Origin of the sequence: Shewanella morhuae (assembly GCF_900156405.1) — a bacterium.
GTDB classification, from domain to species: domain Bacteria; phylum Pseudomonadota; class Gammaproteobacteria; order Enterobacterales; family Shewanellaceae; genus Shewanella; species Shewanella morhuae.
In genome coordinates this window covers 72,936-98,493 of the sequence record NZ_FTNN01000005.1, presented here as the reverse complement: position 1 = coordinate 98,493, position 25,558 = coordinate 72,936, and the positions used below count along the sequence as shown (strand labels likewise).

Annotated in this window: 16 protein-coding genes; 12 read left to right on the top strand and 4 right to left on the bottom strand. The window is 44.2% G+C overall.

The annotated features are described in order from the left end of the window. Positions 1–54 precede the first annotated feature (54 nt). Complete coding sequence (gene feoB / locus BW947_RS07800) at positions 55–2,349, bottom strand: Fe(2+) transporter permease subunit FeoB (protein WP_076498177.1); 2,295 nt, start codon at positions 2,347–2,349, stop codon at positions 55–57. Then, on the bottom strand, positions 2,342–2,581 hold the full coding sequence (locus BW947_RS07795) for a FeoA family protein (protein WP_076498175.1): 240 nt from the start codon (positions 2,579–2,581) through the stop codon (positions 2,342–2,344). The genes feoB and BW947_RS07795 overlap by 8 nt, the downstream gene beginning before the upstream one ends. A 728-nt stretch (positions 2,582–3,309) precedes the next feature. Here BW947_RS07795 and BW947_RS07790 point away from each other — a divergent pair. From BW947_RS07790 to panP, 11 genes are all read left to right on the top strand, one after another. Continuing rightward, a complete protein-coding gene (locus BW947_RS07790) occupies positions 3,310–5,502 on the top strand; it encodes an OmcA/MtrC family decaheme c-type cytochrome (RefSeq protein WP_076498174.1) in 2,193 nt (730 codons plus the stop codon). Positions 5,503–5,851: 349 nt separating this feature from the next. Next, entirely contained in the window at positions 5,852–7,822 is a 1,971-nt protein-coding gene (locus BW947_RS07785) for an OmcA/MtrC family decaheme c-type cytochrome (RefSeq protein WP_076498172.1), read from the top strand. A 68-nt stretch (positions 7,823–7,890) separates the two neighbouring features. Then, entirely contained in the window at positions 7,891–8,892 is a 1,002-nt protein-coding gene (mtrA, locus tag BW947_RS07780) for a decaheme c-type cytochrome MtrA (protein ID WP_076498171.1), read from the top strand. 12 nt (positions 8,893–8,904) lie between these two features. Then, on the top strand, positions 8,905–10,992 hold the full coding sequence (locus BW947_RS07775; protein ID WP_076498169.1) for an MtrB/PioB family decaheme-associated outer membrane protein: 2,088 nt from the start codon (positions 8,905–8,907) through the stop codon (positions 10,990–10,992). A gap of 238 nt (positions 10,993–11,230) precedes the next feature. Further along, positions 11,231–11,836 carry a hypothetical protein gene (locus BW947_RS07770; RefSeq protein WP_076498168.1) on the top strand — a complete coding sequence of 202 codons (606 nt, stop codon included), beginning with the start codon at positions 11,231–11,233 and terminating at the stop codon, positions 11,834–11,836. 54 nt (positions 11,837–11,890) lie between these two features. After that, complete coding sequence (locus tag BW947_RS07765; protein ID WP_076498166.1) at positions 11,891–12,544, top strand: uracil-DNA glycosylase family protein; 654 nt, start codon at positions 11,891–11,893, stop codon at positions 12,542–12,544. 19 nt (positions 12,545–12,563) lie between these two features. Beyond that, the gene (locus BW947_RS07760) at positions 12,564–13,805 is read left to right on the top strand and encodes a sugar diacid recognition domain-containing protein (protein ID WP_076498164.1); all 1,242 of its coding nucleotides are present in this window, start codon (positions 12,564–12,566) and stop codon (positions 13,803–13,805) included. Positions 13,806–14,169: 364 nt separating this feature from the next. Further along, entirely contained in the window at positions 14,170–15,162 is a 993-nt protein-coding gene (locus BW947_RS07755; protein ID WP_076498162.1) for a catalase family peroxidase, read from the top strand. Between the two features lie 306 nt (positions 15,163–15,468). Next, positions 15,469–16,827, top strand: coding sequence for a GntP family permease (locus BW947_RS07750; RefSeq protein WP_076498160.1), 1,359 nt, complete (start codon positions 15,469–15,471; stop codon positions 16,825–16,827). A gap of 252 nt (positions 16,828–17,079) precedes the next feature. Beyond that, positions 17,080–18,273, top strand: coding sequence for a glycerate kinase (locus tag BW947_RS07745; protein ID WP_076498158.1), 1,194 nt, complete (start codon positions 17,080–17,082; stop codon positions 18,271–18,273). A 254-nt stretch (positions 18,274–18,527) separates the two neighbouring features. Next, positions 18,528–20,177 (top strand): pyridoxal-dependent aspartate 1-decarboxylase PanP, encoded by a 1,650-nt coding sequence (gene panP, locus BW947_RS07740; RefSeq protein WP_076498156.1) that lies wholly within the window; start codon positions 18,528–18,530, stop codon positions 20,175–20,177. A 1,034-nt stretch (positions 20,178–21,211) separates the two neighbouring features. Here panP and BW947_RS07735 read toward each other — a convergent pair. Continuing rightward, complete coding sequence (locus BW947_RS07735) at positions 21,212–23,302, bottom strand: DNA topoisomerase III (protein WP_076498154.1); 2,091 nt, start codon at positions 23,300–23,302, stop codon at positions 21,212–21,214. A 165-nt stretch (positions 23,303–23,467) separates the two neighbouring features. Between BW947_RS07735 and BW947_RS07730 the strand changes: the two genes are divergently transcribed. Further along, positions 23,468–23,755, top strand: coding sequence for a hypothetical protein (locus tag BW947_RS07730; RefSeq protein WP_076498152.1), 288 nt, complete (start codon positions 23,468–23,470; stop codon positions 23,753–23,755). Between the two features lie 81 nt (positions 23,756–23,836). On the opposite strand, the gene purF is transcribed toward BW947_RS07730, so the two are convergent. Beyond that, the gene (gene purF / locus BW947_RS07725) at positions 23,837–25,351 is read right to left on the bottom strand and encodes an amidophosphoribosyltransferase (protein ID WP_076498150.1); all 1,515 of its coding nucleotides are present in this window, start codon (positions 25,349–25,351) and stop codon (positions 23,837–23,839) included. Between the last annotated feature and the right edge of the window lie 207 nt (positions 25,352–25,558).

Here is a 25,558-nt window from a genome sequence, read left to right as displayed (position 1 = left end):
TTATTGCTCAGTCAGGCTTATGCAGTAAACCTGACCAGTAGCTTACTCAGTCACCTATTCAGTAATGATGCGGATCCCAGGAATGATTTGCTGAGTTCTTCTGCCCTTACGTTTTAACCACAGATAAAAAGCAGCCAATGCAAATAAGAAGAAGCCAATCCACAGGCTTGATTGTAGTGGATGCTCGTTAAACGTTGTAGCTTGATACACCACAGTTGCAGTGCCATAAGCAAGTGCAAAAGTCCATGTACCGGCAAACGTTGCCCAGCGAGAACCAAACTCATGTACTAAAGCGCCCATCGCTGCAACACAGGGAGTGTAGAGCAAGATAAATAGCAAGTAAGAAAATGCCGCTATCTTAGTCGTAAATCCAGCCTGTAATGCACTAAATGTCGATGTGGCCACGCCTTGTGATTCTGCTGCAGCACTGGTGCTAGAGACATCACCAACAGATAATTTCAACGGATCCTCTAAATCTAAACCAAATAAATTAGCGGGGATCGTAGCCAACGCGGCATTAAAACTATCTGCCAACGGAGTTAACTCTGCATCATCTGCACCAGCATTGCTATAAAGACTGTTTAACGTACCCACAACAGCTTCTTTTGCAAAAATACCGGTAATAATACCCACAGTTGCGGGCCAGTTTTCTTGTTCAATCCCCATCGGCGCAAAGATTGGCGTCACTTTTTGACTCGCAACACTGAGTAATGATGCTTGGCTATCTTCATGGCCAAATGTGCCGTCAACACCAATAGCGTTAATAAAATTTAAAAAGGTAACGACTAAAACAATGGTTTTACCTGCACCAAAAATAAAGCTTTTAGTCCGTTTACTCGTGCGAACCATCACGGCTTTAAGTTTAGGCATCTCATAGCTTGGCAGCTCCATTACGACCGCACTACTGGTACCGGGTAACAATGTATTTCTGAGTAATAAACCAGTACCGATTGCAGCTAATATCCCAATGACATAAAGCAAGAATACTAAATTTTGCCCTGAGTCAGGGAAAAACGCTGCAGCAAATAAAGCATATACAGGTAAACGCGCGCCACATGACATAAATGGCGCCATCATACCGGTGACGATACGTTCACGCTCACTGCCTAAGGTTCGCGTCGCCATGATCGCAGGTACTGAACAGCCAAAACCCACAATCATTGGCACAAAAGCTTTGCCAGGAAGGCCAATACGACGCATCAAACCATCAACCACAAATGCCGCTCGCGCCATATAACCCGAACTTTCTAATACCGACAAGGCAAGGAATAACGCTGCAATAACCGGGATAAAGGTTGAAACAGTTTGAATACCTTGGCCAACACCACCGGCTAAAATAGTCACCAGCCAAGTTGGTGAGCCCATACTGGTTAAAAACGCTCCAAAATGGTCGACCAGTAATGCGCCAGCAAACACATCAAAGAAATCGATAAAGGCACTGCCAATATTAATGCTGAACATAAACATCAAATACATCACCAATAAGAACACCGGAATACCTAACACCGGATGCAATATCAGCTTATCGAGTTTGTCACTTAATGTAAGAAAACCATCAGCTTTAACTGAACCTTGAAATACCCTTTCAACAAAGTTAAAACGAGTCGTGGCCAGCATAATTTCAATATCATGGCCTTGCTGAGAAGTATTCTGAGTACAAGTGTTAATGTCACTCTGTAATTCAGCCCCTTGACTGCTACTACAACCTGCTCGATTACCTAGCAGCGCTAAAGCACGACCACGGCTTAATTCCACATCTTGATTGCAAAGTAACTTCACGCTCGTTTCAATTTGAGCGTCGTAATTAAGCATTAATGGCGCTTCAGACACTCGCCCTTGCAGTAAATCCAATACTTGCGCTTGCACTTTTTCTACATCAGCAAGATCGCGCGAACACACGCCAATTACAGGGCAACCGAGTTCTTGACTCATTTTCTTTAAGTCGACTTTTATCCCATGCTTTATCGCGACATCGATTTTATTCAATACAACGACCATAGGTACAGCAAGTTCACGCAACTGAACCGTGAGGTATAAGTGGCGCTCAATATTGGTCGCATCAACTAAATTGATAATGCCATCGACGCGTTGCTCTGCCAGATACTGCTGCGCGATTTGCTCATCTAAAGAGCAGTCACAACTATTACCCGCGGGAAGAAGATCGTAAATACCGGGTAAGTCAGTCAGATAGATATCAGCACCATTTAGGGTGAAATGGCCCGTCTTTTTCTCAACCGTCACACCAGACCAGTTGCCGACTTGTTGATTCGCGCCAGTTAGCGCGTTAAAGAGTGTCGATTTGCCCGCATTAGGGTTACCAACGGTGACGCAATGAAACTGCTTAGCCATTCGCCTTTTCCACCTCAATGATGTCTGCCAAGTCTTTGCGCATACAAAGTTTACTACCACGAATATCCAACTCTAAACCTGAGCCCATTGGTGCGTATCGGATCAATAAAAAACGCGTATTGGGTGTTATCCCCATAGATAACAACTTGCGCTTTACGGTTTGTGGTAGATCTAAGCGCCCGACTTCAGAAATAACACCGCGATCACCGGGGCTGAGTTCGCTTAACTTCATTACGTATCCTACCTTTGCAACAGGTCCAGTTCGAAAAACTGTGCTCATTGTAACTGAGCAATGACCCTAATAACTTTACCTAGATCAAGATTTTTGATTGGTAACGATAATAGTTTTCAATTGTGTTGGCTATTATGTGACAAAAAACCTCATGAATAAACGGTCTACTGAAAATAAAAAAAACGAGTAGCAATCATTACCTCTAAGACAACTAATTTACTAACGGTCAATCTTCAACTCAAAACACTGACGCAGGCTTAATGTGTCACATAAATAGCCTCGCTAGAGCGAGTTTACTGACGTCGATGGCAAACCATTACCACAGTTTATTCATACAACTGATATTACGATATAGTCAGCCATAACATCAAAAACCTAAGCACCTGCTTTTATTAAAAAACATTGTAAAACTACCGAAGTTGAAATCGTAATCTTCTGCCACAAATAAGACTTAAGTGATTCGTGAACTACGCGTCCACCCATTTCTAATTTAAGCTTAAAAAAGTCAGTAACAACAGATATTAGAGACGCGCTTACGATACAGCCAACTACTCCAAAAGAAATAGTCAGATCTCAGTCACATTACCCACTTAAAATAACTGATTAATCGCTGTGACTTCGCTAGCCTTACAGATGGAAACTAATTCCACACATCCTATGTGGGTAATGAGATTTATTACCATTTACCCAGTATTCGATGATGATTACAATTATTGCAGGGAAATATCATGATGAAACGGTTCAATTTCAATAGCGCAACAAAAGCGATGTTGGGTGCCGGTTTACTTTCACTACTGCTCACCGCTTGCGGTGGGAGTGATGGTAAAGATGGTGAAGATGGAAAACCAGGAGTGGTTGGTGTCAATATCGATGCCACTCCTACACTAAAAGCTGATTTCACTAATGCTACTGTTGAAGCAGGTAAGGTCACTGTCAACTTTACATTAGAAAATGCCAATGGCGTAGCCGTTCTAGGCTTAACAAAAGATCACGACATTCGCTTTGGTATTGCGCAGTTAACACATGTCACTGTTGCAACAGACGATCCCGCTAAGCCTGCTGATCGCGGCTTCCAATGGCAAGCCTACATAAATGACAAAAAAGCACCCGGTACTGTCCCTACAGGTGTAGATAATCTTAATCCATCAGATCAATATCAGGCCAACGTGGAAGCAGCAGCTAAGTGTGATAGCTGTTTAGTCGACCATGGTGATGGTAGTTATAGCTACACATACCAAGCCAATATTGCCAATGTTACTGAACCATTAACCATCACTTATAGTGCTGATGCAACTCAACGTGCAACATTAGAACTTGAATTACCTCAAGTCACGGCTAATGCGCACCTAGACTGGCAGCCATCTACCGGTAAAACAGAAGGTATTCAGACACGTAACGTTGTTTCAATTGAGACCTGTTATACTTGTCACCAGCCTGAAAGTTTAGCGCTACACGGCGGTCGCAGAATCGATATTGAAAACTGTGCATCCTGCCATACTGCTACCTCTGGTGACCCAGAATCAGGCAATAGTGTTGATTTTACCTATATGATCCATGCAATTCATAAAGGTGCTGACCGAAATACTGTCGATGCCAATGGTGCACCATTAGCAGCACCGTACAAGATTGTGGGCTATGGCGGTAAAGTCATCGACTACGGAAAAGTCAATTTCCCTCAAAAACCAGCTGCTGATTGTACTTCCTGCCACCTTGAAGGTGTAAATGCGCCTGCGAATGCAGATCTATTTAAAGCGGACTTAAGCAATACGGCTTGTATCGCTTGTCATACAGAGAAGCCTTCGAGCAACCATAGCAGCACAGATTGTGTCGCTTGCCATAATGCAACCGAACCCTATGGTGGAACAGGCAGTGCGGCTAAACGTCACGGGGATGTATTAAAGGCATACACAGATGCCGAAGCAATGAGCGTTAAATTCACGAATGTAGGCGCTAATAACACGGGCAAAATCACTTTTGATGTCCAAGTTGTTGACAAAGATGGTAATGCCGTCGAGAAAGCCTTCGTCAGTCAAAGCTCACGTGTAGTGGTTGCATGGGATTCAGATAAAGATTACCCAAGTGATGCTAGCGCATCTTATAGCAAACGTCGTATCGCGCTAAATGAAGGTACCTATAATGAAGTAAGTAAAACTTATTCATTAACAGGCACTAATTTTAATTTACCTGCTGATGCTAATGGCAAGACATTCGAACTATTTTCGACACTAGATGTGTGTTTCAATAATGGTGGCTATGGCGTTGCAGCAGTCATAATGACTGATTGTTCTGCAGCAAACGTACGTAAGGTCGCAGTTAAAGAAACTCCATACCATTTTGTGTGGAAAGATAATGGAGTAGACAGTTCTGCCACAGCAAAAAATCGACGTGAAATCATTGATGCTGCTAAGTGCCAAGGTTGTCACAATCAAGAAATCCACCATTATGACAACGGTGTAAACTGCCAAACTTGTCATACTTCGGATAAAGGCTTGAAAACTGACACCAATTATCCTGGTGGCAAGATCCCAACCAGCTTCGCTTGGAAAGCCCACGAGCGTGAAGGCCATTACCTGAAATATGCAGGCGTACAATCAGGTACTGTATTAAAAACCGATTGTGCAACTTGCCATACGGTTGATAAGTCAAATGTCATTACTGGTATCACTTTAGGCCGCGCGCCAACACGCACATGGCGTTTTGGTGATATGGCTAATAACGGTGCCGATATTTGGATTTCCTCAGATACGGGTACTTGCTTAAGTTGTCACCAGAAGTACCTTAGTGACACAGCGAAATCTCACATTGAGACTAACGGTGGTATCTTAAATGGTAGCAGTGCAGCGGATGTTCAAACTCGTGCATCTGAGAGCTGTGCAACATGCCACACGCCGACTCAACTGAGTGAAGTACACGGTAATTAGTCAACAATAACACTGCCTCGTTTTGTAAATAAAGACGCAGTGCTGGACTAACAAAAAGAGAGAGAGATGCAAACCTCTCTCTTTTTATTATCATCTTCAAAAACCTGCTGTTTTTTCGTTCTAAAATCATTTTTTGCCCTCGCTTTAAATACCCCTTTAGAAATAGAAAGATCCAAGTCACACATTAGCAAAGGCCTTGGAGATTTTAAGGTCATGTTAGGTTAGCCTTTCCTTGGGGAATTCTATTTCCAGCATCCACTTAATACTTCTACTGGCCAAAAATACAGACATAGATCTGTTGGCTTTAGAACATAACGTTTAAGTAATGCCAAACCTATGCAGGGAAAAAATGATGAACACACATAAAACTAAAATCGCACTGTTGCTCGCAGCAAGTGCAGTGACTATGGCCTTAACGGGTTGTGGTGGCAGCGATGGTAATTCTGGTGAACCGGGTGAACCTGGCGGTGAGCCCGCAGGCGCCATTAAAACGCTTAATTTCACGTTCGAAAAAGCAATAATAACTGATGGTCTGCCTCGTGTTGATTTTCGCGTTACTAACGAAGATGACATGCCAGTTGTCGGCTTACAGTATTTCAAATTTTATGCCGAACAACTGGTACCACAAGGTGCAACAGGGGCGGGAAATGCCTCCCAGTGGCAATATCTTGTTGACGAGACTTGTGATTTAACGCCTAAGGTAAACAAATGCGCTGGCACCTTAGTTGATAACAAAAATGGTAGCTACAGCTATAGCTTCAGCACCAACCTCAACTCAAGCACTCGCGCAGCCTATAACAGTGATTTAGCACAACGTATTGTGCTAAACAACTATATCCGTGGCACAACCCCAGCGCCACTCCCAGATGGCACTACGCTGCCCGTATTTACCGGTATATTTGATTACGTTGCAGACACAGGCGCAGAAGCGACCTATAGCCGCAAAATCGTCACTACCGCCAGCTGTAATACTTGCCACGAAGATGTCATCAACGCTAAACACTACACCAGCGATGTCAACTTCTGCGCCAGTTGCCATACCGAAGGTAAAGTAAAACCTGGCAATGAGTTCAATGTTTTGGTGCACGCAAAACATAAAGACTTAAAGCTAGGCTCATTAGACAGCTGTCAAAGCTGCCACACAGCCAGTGATGCGGCGCCAGATTGGGGTAATTGGTCACGTATTCCAACGGCTGCCACCTGCGGAAGCTGTCATAGCAATATCGATTTCGCAGCGGGTAAAGGTCACTCACAACAGCTAGATAACTCTAATTGTATTGCCTGCCATAACAGTAATTGGACTGCTGAAATACACACTGGCAAGACTGCCGATAAGAAAGCGGTTATTGCGCAGTTAGGTATGTCAGCAGTATTAGCCGCTCAAGCTGATGATGCTGCGGTATTAACAGTCTCTATCTTAGATAAAGACGGTAACGCTATTGATGCAGCCACAGTTCAAGACAAAATCAAACGCTTAGAAACAGCAACGAACGTTGGCCCTAATTTCCCAATCATGGGTTACAACCCAAGCCCTGGTAGTGGAAAAGCCAAAATAGCTAAAGATTTAATTTTGGATGGTGCACTGCAAGCAGATGTAAGTATCGTTGACGGTAAACTGGTATTCACAACGCCTGCCTTACCTTTCGGTGCTGGCGACACAGATACTGCCTTTACCTTTATCGGCTTAGAAATGTGTAACACTGGCACAACTTTAACAGCATGTACCACTGACAGCGCCACAACCAGTATGAAGTCTGCACTAGCCTTTGGTACTAAGTCAGGTAAAGCACCAAGCATGCGCCATGTTAACTCTGTTGAGTTTAGCACTTGCCAAGGCTGTCACAGTGATACCTTCGAAATCCACAAAGGCCATCACTCAGGTTTTGTGATGACAGAACAAGTTTCACATGCCAAAGATGCTAACGGTAAAGCGATCATTGGTGTTGATGCTTGTGTCGCTTGTCATACACCTGATGGTACTTATGCCTCTGGCGCAAACAAAGGTGCATTTGAGATGAAACTGCACGTGGTTCACGGCAAACAGGGTGTCATTAAAGAATGTACTCAATGTCATAACGACTTCAACCTAGATGCATTCAAGGTCAAAGGCGCATTGGCAACATCTGCAGGTAAGTACACCACGCCAATCACTGCAACTTGTACTTCATGCCATACGCCAGAGTCTATTGGCCATGGCTTAGAGAATATGGGCGCGATTGTGAACGGCGATTATGTTCAAGCTAATCAAGCGGCGCAGTCAGAAACCTGTTTCTACTGTCACAAACCCACACCAACAGATCACACTCAGGTGAAAATGTAATTTGCCCAAGCAGGGGGAGCTCTATCCCCCTTTCTTGAATATTGTTGGGACAAATTGGGAAGCCTATTATGAAAAACAACTTAAAAATTAAAAACCTACTGCCGGCACTGGTCATCTCTTTGACTATGTCAGCGGTGATGTCATTGTGCATAACACCGAGCGCTTACGCCTCAAAGTGGGATGAAAAAATGACTCCTGAGCAAGTTGAAGCCACATTGGATAAAAAGTTCGCCGAAGGCAACTATTCACCCAAAGGTGCTGATTCTTGTTTAATGTGCCATAAAAAATCTGAAAAAGTGATGGACCTTTTCAAAGGTGTCCATGGTGCAATCGACTCATCGAAAAGCCCAATGGCTGGCCTACAATGTGAAGCCTGTCATGGTCCTTTAGGTCAACACAACAAAGGCGGCAATGAGCCGATGATCACTTTTGGGAAGTTATCGACCTTAAGTGCAGACAAGCAAAACAGTGTGTGTATGAGCTGTCACCTAGACGATAAACGTATGTCTTGGAACGCGGGTCACCATGACAATGCCGATGTTGCTTGTGCCTCTTGCCACCAAGTGCATGTGGCAAAAGATCCTGTGTTATCAAAAAATACTGAAATGGAAGTCTGTACTAGCTGCCACACTAAGCAAAAAGCAGACATGAACAAGCGTTCAAGTCACCCACTGAAATGGGCTCAAATGACCTGTAGCGATTGCCATAATCCCCATGGGAGCATGACGGATTCCGATCTTAACAAGCCTACCATCAACGAAACTTGTTATTCCTGTCACGCCGAAAAACGCGGTCCAAAATTGTGGGAACATGCTCCCGTTACGGAGAATTGTGTTACATGCCACAATCCTCACGGCAGCGTGAACGATGCCATGTTGAAAACCCGCGCACCGCAGCTGTGTCAGCAATGTCACGCTAGCGATGGCCACGCCAGCAATGCTTATTTAGGTAATACAGGGGTAGGCTCAAATATCGGTGACAATGCCTTTACGGGTGGAAAGAGCTGTTTAAATTGCCACAGTCAGATCCATGGTTCAAACCATCCATCTGGCAAGCTATTACAGCGCTAAGGAGACGAGAAAATGAAATTTAAACTCAATTTGATCACTCTGGCGTTACTAGCAAACACAGGTTTTGCAATAGCGGCCGATGGGTATGGTTTGGCCAATGCCAATACTGAAAAAGTCAAAATGTCCGCTTGGAGCTGTAAAGGCTGCCTTGTTGAAACCGGAACATCAGGCACAGTAGGCGTAGGGATTGGTTACAACAACGAAGCTGATATTCGCTCAGCGAATGCCTTTGGCACTTCAAATGAAGTCGCGGGTAAGTTTGATGCAGACTTAGCCTTTCGCGGTGAAAAAGGTTATCGCGCCAGCGTTGAAGCTTATCAGCTGGGGATGGATGGCGGCCACTTAGATGTGAACGCCGGCAAACCAGGCCAATATAATGTCAATGTTAACTATCGCCAGATTGCCACGTACAACAGCAATAGCGCCTTAACGCCCTACTCTGGCATGGGTGGTAACCACTTAACCCTACCAGACAACTGGATAACGGCGGGTTCAAGCAGCCAAATGCCTTTGTTATTAGATAACCTCAATGCCTTAGAACTGTCGCTTAAACGTGAACGCACAGGTTTAGGGTTTGATTATCAAGGTGAATCGCTGTGGAGCACACATGTGAGCTACATGCGTGAAGAAAAAACCGGTTTGAAAAAAACATCAGGTGGATTCTTCAACCAATCGATGATGCTCGCTGAGCCTGTGGATTACACCACTGACTCCATCGAAGCTGGCATCAAGCTTAAAGGCGATCGTTGGTTTACTGCACTTAACTACAACGGCTCGATTTTTAAGAACGAGTACAACCAGTTAAACTTCGACAGCGCTTTCAATCCTACTTTTGGCGCACAAACCTCGGGTACTCTCGCCCTTGACCCAGATAATCAGGCACATACAGTGTCGTTAATGGGTCAATATAACGACAGTACCCATGTATTCACTGGCCGTTTACTTGCCGGGCAGATGAGTCAAGACCAAGCGTTAGTGACTTCAGGTTATGGTTATCAAGTACCAACTGAAGCTGTTGATGCCAAAGTTGACCTTATCGGTTTAAACTTAAAAGTGGTCAGCAAAGTGACTAACTCACTGCGTTTAAGTGGTAGCTACGACTATAACGACCGTGATAACAATACGCAGATTGAACAGTGGACCCAAGTCAGCATCAACAATGTCAACGGTAAGGTGGCCTATAACACGCCTTACGATAACACCAGCCAACGCGTCAAAGTGGCGGCGGATTATCGTATTACCAACGGCATGAAGCTTGATGGCGGCTATGATTTCAAACGTGACGAACGTAATTATCAAGACCGTGAAACTACGGATGAAAACACTGTTTGGGCACGTTTTCGAGTTAATAGCTTCGAGATGTGGGATATGTGGGTTAAGGGCAGCTACGGTCAACGTGACGGCTCGCAATACCAAGCCTCTGAATGGACATCGTCTGAAACCAACAGCCTGTTACGTAAGTATAATCTGGCTAATCGTGACAGAACCCAAGTCGAAGCTCGTGTGACTCACTCGCCTATCGAAAGCCTGACGATTGATTTAGGTGCTCGCTATGCCCTTGATGACTACAGCGATACTGTGATTGGTTTAACTGAGTCAAAAGACACCAGTTATGATGCTAACATCAGCTACATGATCACCGATGACATACTGGCAACGGCATTTTACAATTATCAAACGATTAAATCTGAACAAGCTGGTAGCAGTAATTACAGCACACCAACCTGGACTGGATTAATTGAAGATCAGATTGATGTTGTTGGCGCAGGCCTAAGTTACAACAACCTATTCGAAAATAAGTTACGTCTAGGGCTGGATTATACTTACTCAGACTCCGACAGTAACACTCAAGTCAGACAAGGTATCACCGGTGACTATGGCGATTATTTTGCCAAAGTACACAACATTAACCTATACGCTCAATATCAAGCCAGCGAGAAAATGGCGCTACGCTTTGATTACAAAATTGAGAATTATGAGGATAATGATGCCGCCAATGATATCGCCGTTGATGGGATTTGGAACGTTGTAGGCTTTGGCAGTAATAGCCATGATTACACGGCGCAGATGATCATGTTAAGCATGAGCTACAAAATCTAATCAATAGCTATACTCATATTTAAAATTAGCATTTGAAATCAGCATCTAAAACCCGCATTTTGCGGGTTTTTTTCTCGTAATATCCCCGACTAAAGTCAGTAAATCACGGTAGATAATATGAGAATCTTGAATAAGATCAGACTCTGGCACTAAAGTTAGCCCATAAAAATCTTATTCCTTGAGTTTTGGTTCACTTTAGCGGATCTTAATTCAATCTTTTGGTTAATCTTCTGAGCTCATGCGTATTTATTCTCCAGTCACCCAATATCAATGGCTATCATCAACTCCTGCCTTATTAGGGTTGAGCCTGCTGCCTATGCCCGTTATGGCATTTGACCCATCTGGCGGCACTGCTAGCCTGTTTATCATTCTCGGCCTTGGCGGATTTACCTTAATCAACCTGCTTTTACAGGGCTTATTCTTTTTCGCGGGAAAGTATCGCAATGCCACATTTGCCAAACGTCACGTATTAAGCGCACTGATTATCCCCTTAATGGCGATTGCATTAGCCATTTATGACCACAGAGGTTGGAGTGATTTGGCCCTTAACTTAGGCATTATTTGTGTGGGTATTGGGTTGATTCTATTGCCGCTACAGCTTTGCCAAATTGAAAAAGTGGCGAATCATAATGCTGACTGGATAATCAGCGTGGGCGCATTATTTATCTTAGCCCTAAGTTACGTGATTGCGCCATTCGCCTTTTTTACCATTGTGTTAGCCCATATCTGCTTGGCCTCTTCACCCAGTAAAGCACCTAAACGATTAAGTTATCTAGGCTTAGTGCTTGGTTATGCGCTTTTTGGCTACTGGATATACCAAACGATAATGATGCTGCAATCTTAATCGCCTATGAATACAATAACTAAAGTGCCGTCTCACCCATCCTCTTCTGCGCCCATGGATGAGCTATTGATAAAAATTAGAGCCTGCACACTATGTCAAGCCTATTTACCCTTAGCGCCCAAACCGATATTACAGGCCAGTAGCCAAGCGCGGATTTTAATTGCTGGCCAAGCACCGGGCGTTAAAACCCATCACAAAGGTATTCCCTTTGATGATGCCAGCGGCGAGCGTTTACGTACTTGGTTAGATGTCACGCGGGAACAATTTTACGATCCAACTCTTTTTGCTATTGTACCTATGGGATTTTGCTTTCCCGGTAGTATTGAGAAAAATGGCAAAAAACAAGGCGATAAACCGCCTCGACCCGAATGCGCTGCCACTTGGCATCAACAGTTACTCGCCTTAATGCCACATATTGAGTTAATCGTGATCCTCGGACAGTATGCGATTGATTACCACCTGCCCCGCGAGCCTATTGATCTAATCAGTACAACAGCACAGGCTAGCAAGACACACTCGAAAAGCATTAAAGTAAAATCAATCACAGTGACGCAAGCAACTGTGCAGTGGCAGCAATATTGGCCTAAATACATTGTGTTGCCCCACCCAAGCCCTCGCAATAATCTCTGGCTGAAGCGCAATCCCGAATTTGAGCGCGATATGCTACCCAAACTCAAAATGCGCATTGCGTCGCTATTACACCCTTAACAATATACTGGGCACTTGTATGTATCTGCTTGATTCTGCTATTGCTAAACAGATTGTGAGCCGCACAATGAAAATCATCGGCCACAATATTAATGTGATGAACGGCCAAGGAGTGATTTTAGGCTCTGGCGATCCTAAACGCATTGGTTCAATCCATGAGGGCGCACTGCTAGCGATTGCACAAAACCGTAATGTAGAAATCAATCAACAAGTTGCCTCTGGGTTACATGGCGTAAAACCCGGTATCAATTTACCCTTACACTATCAAGGGCAAATCGTTGGTGTGGTGGGTATTACAGGCGAACCAAGTGAGTTAACTCATTACGGTGAATTGCTCAAAATGACCGCTGAAATAATTGTCGAACAAGCGAATCTTCAAGATAAATTACAGTGGGAGAACCGCCAACGGGAAGAGTTTATTCTGCAGCTAATCAAAGCTGAGAACAATGATGATGAGCAGTTGCAACGCTGGGCGAAACAACTTGAGATTGATATTAATCTTCCACGAGTCGCCGCGATTATTGAAATCAGTGAGATCGGTTCACCGCGACATCTCTCAAAAAATAATGTGCCGACACCCATCATAAACCTAAGCCCAAAAAATCATCAGCCCAATGATGAACACAATCCCAGAGTCAGTGAAACACTGAAGCAAGTGCTACATTTGTTGCAATATCCCGATCGAGGCAACTTAATTGCCATGACCTCAATGTCGCAACTGGTTATCTTAAAACCAGCCTTTTTAGATGGTAAACAATGGGATCCTGAGCTTGAAAATCAGCGTATCGACAAATTGTTGCAACGCTTACCGGCGCAAATGGATTTACACTTTAAAATTGCCCTTGGCCATTTTTTCCCTGAAAAAGGAGGCATCACGCGCTCCTATCAAACAGCGCAAGAAACCTTAACCTTAGGTAAGCAACTTAACCCTGAAGCTAATAAGTACTTGTTCGAAACCTATTCACTACAAGTGCTGCTTGCAGGGCTTAAACATGATTGGCGCGGTCAAGCCCTAGCATCACCTTATCAGCAACTGGCTAAGGCTGATAAAAATGGACAGTTACGTAAAACCTTAGCGGCGTATATCACTCACTTTGGTGATGCGCAGCAATGTGCTAATGCACTGTTTATTCACCGTAATACCTTAAGATACCGCCTCGATAAAATTCAACAGATTACTCAAGCTGATATTCAATCACTACATGGATTGTTAAGCCTGTATTTAGGACAATTAATCGATACTTCCACCCGTTCGCTTTAATCCGTCGATAAACATAAACGCGGCGGTCAAGCCTGTTTTTTTAAACGGTTAAATAACCTGATCCCGGGATAAGCTCTGCGTCTCTACAGGTTATTTTTCCCTTTATCTGCGTTAACTTTGCTACTAATAGCCCACTATTAGGTACGCAAACTTGCCTTGATAACGGAAAAACTACCTCTGTAGAGTTAATTTTTCGAATAAGGTAATAAGATTAATTCGTTACCACAGCCACTATCCCGAGTTCAGGTTAAATAATCTTTCTGATTTATTAAAAGATCAATTGAAAGATTTTTACCGTATTGCCTTTCTAATACTGCAATCAATGCTAAACATTATTTGACTCAACCCATTGAAAGGAATTGCAATGAACCCAATAAAACTCACTTTACTCGCTAAAGCATGCCTTATTACTGGCTTTGCACTAACTTCCCCTACATTAATTGCTGCCGAAAAAACGATTCCAGAATTGGTTGATGCCGTTAATGGCACGCCCGATGCGGCAAGTCGAGAAGCGGGTAAAAAAGTCAAACTGCGTAATCACACTAAAGGGTTTTGCACCTCTGGTAGCTTTAAGCCCAATCCAAAACTACAAGACACGCTAGCAATCCCATTTTTTAATCAAGATACGATTAAAGTAACGGCACGTTTCTCCCTCGGCGGCGCTAACCCAAAGATTTCAGACAAAACCCCGGGGCGTTTTATGTCGCTTAAGATTGATGGCGATAAAGAAAACCTGAATTTTGTGACAACCAATATTCCTGTATTCTTTGCCAGCAATCTTGACGAGTTTTTTACCTTTCAAACAAAAAGTAAACAAGGTGCAGAAGGTAAACAATGGCTTATTGATAATCAGCCACACGCCAAAGCCTTCTTCGATTTTGTTAAACAGTTGCCTCCTAGCCCAAGTTTTGCCAATAGCCCCTATTACGGTGTAAACAGTTTTCTATTTACGGCTAACAATGGCGAGATCCAACCGGGACGTTGGATTTTTGAACCTGTCGCAGGCACAGCTGCACTAAGCGCAGAAGAACTGGCCAATCTTAGCGATAATTTTTTACAAGCTGAATTACTCAAGCGTATTCAAACCCAGCCCGCACAATGGAATCTTTATATCCAGCTCGCCGAAAAGGGCGATATGATTGATGATCCAATGGCTATCTGGCCACAAACCCGTCAACGCTTACTCGTCGGTCAAGTGATTATTAACGGCGAACGAGACAGCGATCCTCAAGTTCAGCAATGCGATAAAGGTATATTTAACCCAGTGTTACTGCCAAAAGGTATTACACCTTCGGCCGATCCCATTCTCAATGCGCGCACACCCGCCTACGTAGAATCCCTTATTCGTCGTCTATAAGTGCGAATAAACCTAAATCCCCATATTGAAGATTGGCAAATAAAAATATTTGCCAATCTTCTTCAACAAAATAAAATCAATTCCCTCCCAAATCCCCGCTCATTTTTGTGCATAAGCACAAAAATAAGTGATAATACAGCCGCAATTCCGTGGTTTTAGCCAAAGCTATTCAACAATACCTGCACAATAATAGGATGACTTTAAAGCAGCCCTTATTGGACTCAAGCCCAAATAAAAGCTGCGCCCTACAATATCGGTCAAGAAACTCACTCAAGAACTTCAGCCCAGAACTGAACGGGACATAATATGAACTTAGTGCTTATTCTCATCGGCGTGATTGCATTTATTGTTATCGCGACCTCAAAATTTAAACTACATCCTTTTTTAACCTTAATTCTAGCGGCTTTTATCGCCGCCTTTGCCTATGGTCTACCGAGTGGAGAGATTGCTAAAACCATTACTACCGGTTTTGGCGGAATCTTAGGTTATATTGGCCTAGTGATCGTCTTAGGGACGATTATTGGTATCATTCTAGAAAAAAGCGGCGCCGCCATCACCATGGCAGATGTGGTGATAAAAATATTAGGTAAACGCTTCCCGACATTAACTATGTCGGTCATCGGCTACCTCGTCTCCATTCCAGTATTTTGTGACTCGGGTTTTGTTATTTTAAACTCACTGAAACAATCAATGGCGAACCGCATGAAGGTTTCTAGCGTCTCGATGAGCGTAGCCTTAGCCACAGGTCTGTACGCAACTCATACCTTTGTACCGCCAACGCCAGGCCCTATCGCAGCTGCAGGTAACTTAGGTCTAGAGTCTAATTTAGGCTTAGTGATTGGTGTCGGTCTATTTGTGGCCGCTGTAGCTACATTAGCAGGCATGTTATGGGCTAACCGGTTTGCTGGTGTTGAACCCGATGGTGAAGGGGCTGAGGAGCTAAAAGCGCAGGCAAGCGACTATGAAACCCTCAAAAAAAGCTACGGAACACTGCCAAGTCCAGTAAAAGCGTTTGCACCGATATTTATCCCTATTATATTGATTTGTTTAGGATCTATCGCTAACTTCCCCTCAGCACCGCTAGGTAAAGAAGGCTTGTTTGATGCGTTAGTGTTCCTTGGTCAGCCGGTTAACGCTTTGATGATAGGCCTATTTTTATCGCTGTCGTTATTAAAAGGCGATAATAAAATCAGTGAATTTAGCGAGCGTATTAGCCAAGGCCTAGTAACCGCTGCACCGATTATTTTAATCACAGGTGCGGGCGGTGCCTTTGGCGCGGTATTAAAAGCGACCCCTATTGGTGATTTTTTAGGTACATCACTGTCGGCACTGGGCGTTGGTATCTTTATGCCCTTTATCGTTGCCGCAGCACTTAAATCAGCCCAAGGTTCATCGACTGTAGCATTGGTTGCAACCTCAGCATTAGTCGCGCCTATGCTCGGCGATATTGGCCTTGGCAGCGAGATGGGCCGAGTTTTAACAGTAATGGCCATTGGTGCAGGCGCCATGACGGTATCCCACGCCAACGACAGCTTCTTTTGGGTTGTCGCCCAGTTTAGCCGCATGAGTGTAAAACAAGCTTATAAAGCGCAAACTATGGCAACGCTTATCCAGGGTGTGACCGCCATGGTGACAGTGTATCTGTTAAGCCTAGTGCTACTCTAATATGCTGTATTCTTTATTTAATACAATGTGATATTGATTTAATTGTATCCCTTGGGCGTAGACCGCGCCCAAGATATCTGTGTGTTATACGCCCTAATCATTGCAACACATTCATGCGCCACCGCTTTATATAAATCTATTTTATATAAACCTATGTTGGCACAGGGATATCGTTGCCCCAAAAGTAAGTGGTATTGGGTTAAATGTTCAACATTAAGCCCTGCTTTATCCCATTTAGCTGTAGGATTTTTAATGAAAATAGTTATCGCCCCCGACTCATTTAAAGAAAGCTTAAGCGCGCTCGACGTAGCCAATGCTATTGAACAAGGCTTAAGACAAGTAATCCCAAACTGCGATATCATCAAAATTCCCGTTGCCGATGGCGGCGAAGGCACGGTGCAGTCTATGGTTGATGCCACGGGTGGCAGCATTATTAGCCTAGAAGTCATGGGCCCACTTGGGCTAAAAGTACAGGCGCACTATGGCATTCTCGGTGATGCTTTAAATACCGGTTCAGCTTCTAGTACAAGCTCGACTAACAAGTCGCATCATCATGGCGCGATTGCCGTGATTGAAATGGCCTCAGCGTCTGGCTTACATCATGTGCCAAGAGATCAACGTAATCCGCTGCTCACCACCAGTTATGGGACGGGTGAGCTGATTTGTGATGCGCTTAATCGGGGGATAAAGCACATTATTTTAGGGCTTGGTGGCAGCGCCACCAACGATGGCGGCGCGGGAATGGCCCAAGCGCTGGATATTTTATTACTCGATAATCAAGGTAAAACCCTGCCTTCTGGCGGTGCAGCATTGGTAAATCTTGCAAAAATTGACGCTTCAAACGCACACCCACTACTACGTGAATGCAGCTTCGAAGTCGCTTGTGATGTTGATAATCCGCTGTGCGGCGAACGTGGTGCTTCGGCGATTTTTGGCCCGCAAAAAGGCGCAACCCCAGAAATGGTTAAGCAGCTAGATACCGCGCTCGCCCATTATGCCGATGTGATTGCCCGCAACGGCATGACAGATCACCGTGAACATGCCGGTGCTGGTGCTGCTGGCGGTATGGGCCTTGGCGTGATGGCTTTTTTACATGCCGAGCTTAAACCCGGCGTTGAAATTGTGATGCGAACCGTGGGGCTTGCCGATAAAATTCGCGGCGCCGATTTAGTCATCACAGGTGAAGGTCGCATTGATGGCCAAACTGTGTTTGGTAAAACGCCGATGGGCGTGTTAAAGCAAGCTAAACTTCAGGGCATTCCCACTATCGGCATTGCGGGTTGTCTAGGAGAAAATGCCAATGCTGTATTAGAACACGGTATGACGGCTATCTTCCCGATTATCCCGCACTTAAGCCCGCTTGATAATGTACTCGCCAATGCCAAACTAAACCTTTGTAATACTGCCCGCAATATTGGTGCGATACTGATGTTAGGACAGCGCTAATACTTGGGCTAATGCTTAAATTATTCCCTCATTTTGATGATTTAAATAATGGCGCCAATACGGCGCCTTTGCTTATGTTAAGCGGCAACTCTTTGGCTGCACAAAATTTTAGTACTTGATGCCTAAAAGGCCTTGCAGTAAAGTGAGCTCCCTTTTTAGTATTCCGCTAGATTAATATGTTGAGAGTCACTAATTCGTTATACTCTTCGAGCAAATTTACGGTTTCACTATAAAAATCAATAGACGACAAGCCCATGACCCAAAAACTCCCTCGCCAAGCCACCGCATCTGAAGCAAGTCTGCTACGCATTTTTACTGCGCCAGAAGATGCAGGATCAACGCTAAGTATTATCGAGCAGAAGCTTTCCGAGGACTTAGCCGGCTTTTTGGGTGACAGTATCGCCGCGCTCGAAAAACCCTTGTCGGAAATTGAGACCGATTTTCAAGCTTTTGAAATTCCGAGTCAGCCGCGTTTTGTGTCCGATTACACCGACGAAATCATGCAAAATTTAGTGGCGCATTCAGTGCATACAGCAGCGCCAAGCTTTATCGGCCACATGACTTCAGCACTGCCCTACTTTGTGTTACCACTGTCAAAAATGATGGTCGGACTCAATCAAAATCTGGTCAAAATCGAAACCTCTAAGGCATTTACGCCGCTTGAGCGCCAAGTGCTTGGCATGATGCACCATTTGATTTACGACCAAGATACGGATTTTTATCAAAGCTGGATGCACAGCGCCAATCATTCTCTCGGGGCATTTTGCTCCGGCGGCACAGTGGCCAACATCACTGCACTGTGGATTGCCCGCAATCAGTTACTGAAGGCCGATGGTGAGTTTAAAGGTGTCAGCCGCGAAGGTTTACTTAAAGCACTGCACCATTATGGCTACGATGATTTAGCGATTTTAGTCTCGGAGCGAGGTCACTATTCGCTGGGAAAAGCCGTCGATCTACTTGGCATCGGCCGCGACAACATCATCAGCATTCCCACGGGCAGCGATAACAAGGTCGATGTGGCAAAAATGCGCCAAGCAGCCCTTGAACTTGCCAATAAAAACATCAAAGTACTTGCCATTGTAGGTGTTGCTGGCACCACAGAAACCGGTAATGTTGACCCACTGACAGAGTTAGCAGAGCTAGCAAAAGAATTAAATTGCCATTTCCATGTAGATGCTGCTTGGGGCGGCGCAAGTTTATTGTCTAATAAATACCGCCACTTACTCGCAGGCATTGAACTAGCTGACTCAGTCACCATTGATGCCCACAAACAAATGTACGTGCCCATGGGCGCTGGTATGGTGTTATTTAAAGACCCCGAGTTTGCCCATGCCATTGCCCATCATGCCGAATACATTCTGCGCCGTGGTTCAAAGGATCTCGGCAGCCAAACGCTGGAAGGTTCACGCCCCGGCATGGCGATGTTAGTGCACGCTTGCTTGCAAATCATCGGTCGTGATGGTTATGAAATTTTAATCAACAACAGCCTCGAAAAGGCCCGCTATTTTGCAGAACAAATCAAAGCTCGTGAGGATTTTGAGCTCGTCACAGAGCCAGAACTGTGTCTGCTGACCTATCGTTATGTCCCCGCCAGCATCCAAGCCGCCATGCAACTAGCTTGCGAGCAAGCAGACACAACTAAACTCGCTCGCTTTAACGAGCTACTTGATGGCCTGACCCAGTTTATTCAAAAGCACCAACGCGAGCAGGGTAAGTCCTTCGTCTCCCGTACCCGCATTCAGCCAGCACGCTATTTTAGACAGGCGACCGTGGTGTTTCGCGTAGTACTCGCTAACCCCCTCACCAGCCATGACATACTCAATCAAGTGCTGGTTGAGCAAAGTGAAATCGCCACATTAGATAACGAGTTTCTACCCGCACTCTTGGCGATGGTTACCCAATAGCGAGTAGTGTAAAGTGAGTTTCAAATAGTAAAAATAACGGTTCATTACATAGCTGGGATGATTAACACTTGGCAATCGGTATACGATTAAACACTTAATCTGTAACTCGTTTATACGCTCGAATTCATCAACTTCAGTGTCACGCCGTGAAGCCATTCACGGCGGCTCTTCGATGACAGATATAAGCCCCGATTAATGGATACAATATGAAGAGTAAATCGATAAATATTGGAGGGATTACTGGCTTTAAAAAAGCTATCTATTTATTTTGATAACCATATGCACCTTATACCACTCGTATTAAAGATCTGTTCATTCAGCGGGTGTTCAATGCACTTTAGACAAGGCGAAAGCTGAAGGCATATAGTGGTGCTCGGTCAAAAGCCTTAAACGCAGTATAAAGCGTGTTGCCATGCCGTTAATATCAGCCGCCCTGTGGAGCCACACAAGCATCTGAACTGATTAGATAGTTAATGTGATTGGTGCTGCCTGTGGGCGAATGGCATCAGAAAGCGACTATCCTTGAGAGTATTACTCATCCATTTTTAGCTAACAGTACACATATTCTTAAACAGAGTGTTTAAGTCGGCAAAGAGCCTTTAAAGCAATAATCAAAGGCGATAATGAACAAATACAGTCGAGTGTCAAAATTGCAGTCTTTGATCCAGAAAAAATTTTAAGTATTAGAGGATTACATTAATATGCAGATAATTACCTTTATCATATTTAAGTGTTAATTAAGATAGCACTGGCATGATGTGCTGGCTCTACACCAATTGAGTGATTTTGCCATTTTTACAGCAACTTATTTCCGTAAGAGTAAACCGTATTGGTTTACTCTTTTTTTTGCCTATTATTAACGACTTTAAATAGTTAATTTTATGAGTTAATCGATAAACCCAAGCCATTTTTTATCTTACTATCAATGCAATACACTAATATTAACCGAATAAACTAGCCTACATTACCCATTAATTATCAGCCACTTACATGGATGGTTACTCTTGTATTATAACAAGTGACAATAATTAAGCTTATACGGCAAGCGGTTTGCGGGCACGGCTTTTAGTGCCTGAGTTTTTAGTCACTGAATTTTTAGCACCACTGGCTTTAGTTGCAGTTGTTTTTAACCCATTTGACGCTTTACGGTAAGTCGACTTGCGATAACCAGATTTACCACTCGTAGATTTACCATAACCTTGGCCCTTTAAGCCATTAAGCGCGGTAGGCAGCTGTGCCCCTGCATTTTGGATAAGGGTAAATAGTGTGTCGAGTAGTGGCTGCATAAAGGCTTGATAAGATGTTTCTTTACGGCAAATGCTGTTCAAACTCGCCTCCCATAGTGCTGTCATATCAGGTGACGTTGCGCTGACGGGCAAACTGTTTATCAACCCTTTACCCACTTCAGTTGATACGATAGATTTGCCCAAACGTTGTAAAAAGCTGCGTTTAAACAGTAATTCAATAATACCCGCACGGGTGGCCTCTGTGCCTAAGCCATCGGTTTCTTTGAGAATTTTACGAATATTAGCATCGGTCACATAACGATTAATCCCTGTCATAGCGCCAAGTAAAGTTGCATCGGTAAAGGCTTTAGGCGGCTGAGTATTTTTCTCCAGCAGTTCACCTTGAGTGCAATGCAACACTTGTCCTAATGTTAAGGGTGGCAACTGACTGCTAAACTCATCATTGTCAGCATCGTCTGTGCTAGTGCTTTCATCCGCTGGATTTTTTTCTATAGACTTATTGCCATGAGATTCTTGGCGGGCAAAGAGTTGCTTCCAACCTAACGATTTATCCTGCCGCGCTTTGGTATTAAATAATCCGCCCTCTATAGTGACTTGCACTGTGGTTTCACCGTAACAATAAGCGGGGTAAAACTGTGCTAGATATTGACGAGCAACGTGCAGATATAGCTGTTTTTCCCGCAGACTTAAACTCGATAAGTTAGCCGTTTTCTCTGTTGGCACTATCGCATGGTGAGCATCGACTTTTTTATCATCCCATGCTTTGGATTTAAGACGATGATCTGGCGCGTCAACCTGTTGTAATAATTCAGCAGCTCCGCCACTAATCGCTTTTAATACTAAGGGGGCAAGGCTGTGTTGCTCAACGGGCAAATAACGGCTGTCGGAGCGCGGATAAGTGATCAGTTTATGGCGTTCATACAGACTCTGGCAGGTATCAAGTACATCCTTAGCGCTCATACCAAAACGTTTTGCCGCATCAATTTGTAACGCCGACAAACTATAAGGTAATGGCGGATATTGTTTTTTATCCTTAGACACTAGTTGCGTAATGACAGCTGACTTATCGTTAATCCGACTCACCACATTTTGCGCTAACCCTCTGGCTAACACTCGGCCTTCTTCATCCATATAAGGCAAACAAGCTTCACTGGGCCGCCATTTTGCGCTAAAGGTTTCTTGTTTTTGTGTCGCCAAATGCGCCAATACTTCATAAAAAGGTTTAGATTGAAAATTGGCTATCTCTTCATCGCGGCGCACCACCAACCCAAGCAAAGGAGTTTGTACTCGGCCAACAGATAACACCCCCTGATAACCGACCTTTTTACCTTGAATAGTGTAGGCGCGCGTCATGTTCATCCCATAGAGCCAGTCGGCGCGGCTACGGGCAAGTGCTGAAGTCGATAACGGAATAAATTCACGGTTGCTGCGTAATTGTGTCAGTGCACGCTTTACCGCTTGTGGGTTTAAATCACTGATAAGTAGACGCTGGGTTTGATGCAACTTATCGCCCGTCACCCCAAGATAGGCAATTACTTCATCCACAAGTAACTGCCCTTCACGGTCAGGATCGCCAGCATTCACTAGCGTATTGGCTTGTTTAACTAATCGTTTAAGCACTGTGAGCTGGCTACGAGTTGTGGCCTTAGGTTTTAATTGCCATTTATCGGGCACTATTGGTAAATGTTCGAATTTCCAAGATTTAAATTCAGGATTGTAGGCATCGGGCTCGGCTTGTTCGAGCAAGTGCCCCACGCACCAAGACACACAATCGCCATTGGCAGCTTCGATAAATCCATCGCCTTTTTTATGGGGTTTAGGCAATACATCGGCAATGGCCCGCCCTAGGCTAGGTTTCTCTGCGATATAAAGGATCATACAAACACCAAGTACTGGATATAATTACAGTGTAATTTAGCCCAAACAGTCGCTAAGTGCAAATATCTATCCAACTCGCTCATTAAAAAGCCGGTTCAACTGTAAATTCAATTGCGAATAGTTCTCAATAACAGCTAAGGTACAATGAATAAAATGGGAGTGATTATGAGACAGTTTGCTATACACGCACGAGAAAAGATAACGTTTAGCCCTGCATTAACATTAAGATTCAACCAACTACTGTTATTTCACAGTTTAATGTTACTCGCGATTAGCCTATTTGCTAGTCGATGGTTTGGACAGGTTAGCATTATCGATTTACCACTAGCATGGGGATTAATGTTATTGCTACCGATTGTGCTGATTTTGTCGCTACTGCTAAGGCATCAAGTGACGCGTTATAGCTTGAACTACTTATTTGGTGTGTGGATGCTGCTATGGGTATTGGGATGAGAGTCATAAAAAAGCCAGTGAAATATCACTGGCTCCTGCTCTTTATACGCTAACGGCTCGCGTTCAAACGCTTATCTTTCTTTATGGATGACAGACGTTATGCAACTCTAAGTTAGTGCCCACATCCTTATTGCGATCCACTTTAGCATCATCATTACGCAGATGTGTTAAGTGATCTAAATACGCTTGATCAACATCATTAGTAATGTAATGGCCATCAAATACTGAGGTTTCAAAACGCTTAATCGCTGGATTTTCCATTCTTACTGCTTCAATTAAGTCAGGTAAATCCTGGAAAATAATGCCATCGGCACCGATTAATTTAGCAATTTCATCAACATCACGCCCATGGGCGATTAACTCATTTGATGTTGGCATGTCGATGCCGTAAACATTAGGGAAGCGAATTTCTGGAGCCGCAGAGGCGAAATACACTTTCTTAGCACCCGCTTCACGAGCCATTTCAATGATTTGCTCTGAGGTTGTACCGCGCACAATAGAGTCATCTACTAGCAGCACATTTTTACCGTAAAACTCGGTATTAATGGCATTGAGCTTACGGCGCACAGACTTCTTACGCTCCTGCTGACCCGGCATGATGAAAGTACGGCCAATATAACGGTTTTTTACAAATCCTTGGCGATACGGTAAACCCATGCAACGGGCAATTTCAAGGGCGGTATCACAAGAGGTTTCAGGAATAGGGATTACCACATCGATATCGTGATCGCACCATTCCTTCTTAATTTTCTCGCCAAGCTTGGCGCCCATATTAACGCGACTGGCATATACCGATACTTTGTCGATGGTCGAATCTGGACGGGCAAAATAAACAAACTCAAAGATGCAAGGCGCATAGCTCGGATTAGCCGCACATTGACGCGTATAAAGCTCGCCATCAATAGACACATAAATCGCTTCACCCGGCGCCACATCACGCATCACCTCAAAGCCAACAGCATCGAGAGCAACACTTTCAGAGGCGACCATGTATTCGGTACCTGTTGGCGTTTCGTGCTTGCCTAACACCAAAGGACGAATACCGAATGGGTCACGAAACGCGACAAGGCCTTGGCCAATGATCATCGCCACTACCGCATAGGCACCACGAGCTTGCTGGTGCACGTTAGCAACCGCATCAAATACTTCTTCTGAAGTCAGGGTTAAGCTAGTGGTTTTTTGTAATTCATCAGCCAACAGGTTTAATAACACTTCAGAGTCTGAGGTGGTATTCACATGGCGACGTTTTTTGATCAGCCCCTCGGCTAATTCAACCGTGTTAGTTAAGTTGCCGTTGTGGGCTAAAGAGATCCCAAATGGCGAGTTAACATAAAAAGGCTGCGCCTCTGACGCACTTGAACTGCCCGCCGTTGGATAGCGCACATGGCCAATACCTGCATTACCTTGTAGGCGTTGCATGTGTTTGACTTCAAAAACGTCTTTGACTAAACCATTGGCTTTACGCAGCCTGAAAGCACCACGATCAATGGTCACAATACCTGCCGCATCCTGACCTCTGTGCTGCAGCACTGTCAGTGCATCATAAATGGTTTGATTAACCGATGATTGGCCAACTATTCCGACGATACCACACATGGATAAGCTTCCTCATTGTAAGATGTTCTATGCCTTTTATGCTGAAATATAAGCAGGTTATAAGATCATACTTTTACCTTTCGGTTTAAATACGACGTTATTTATCACTCAGGTATTCGGTCACGTTTCTGCTTATTCAAATAACAACATCGAGGTCATTATCTAAATGGCGTGTGTATGTAATAGGCATCAGCCCTTAAACATGCG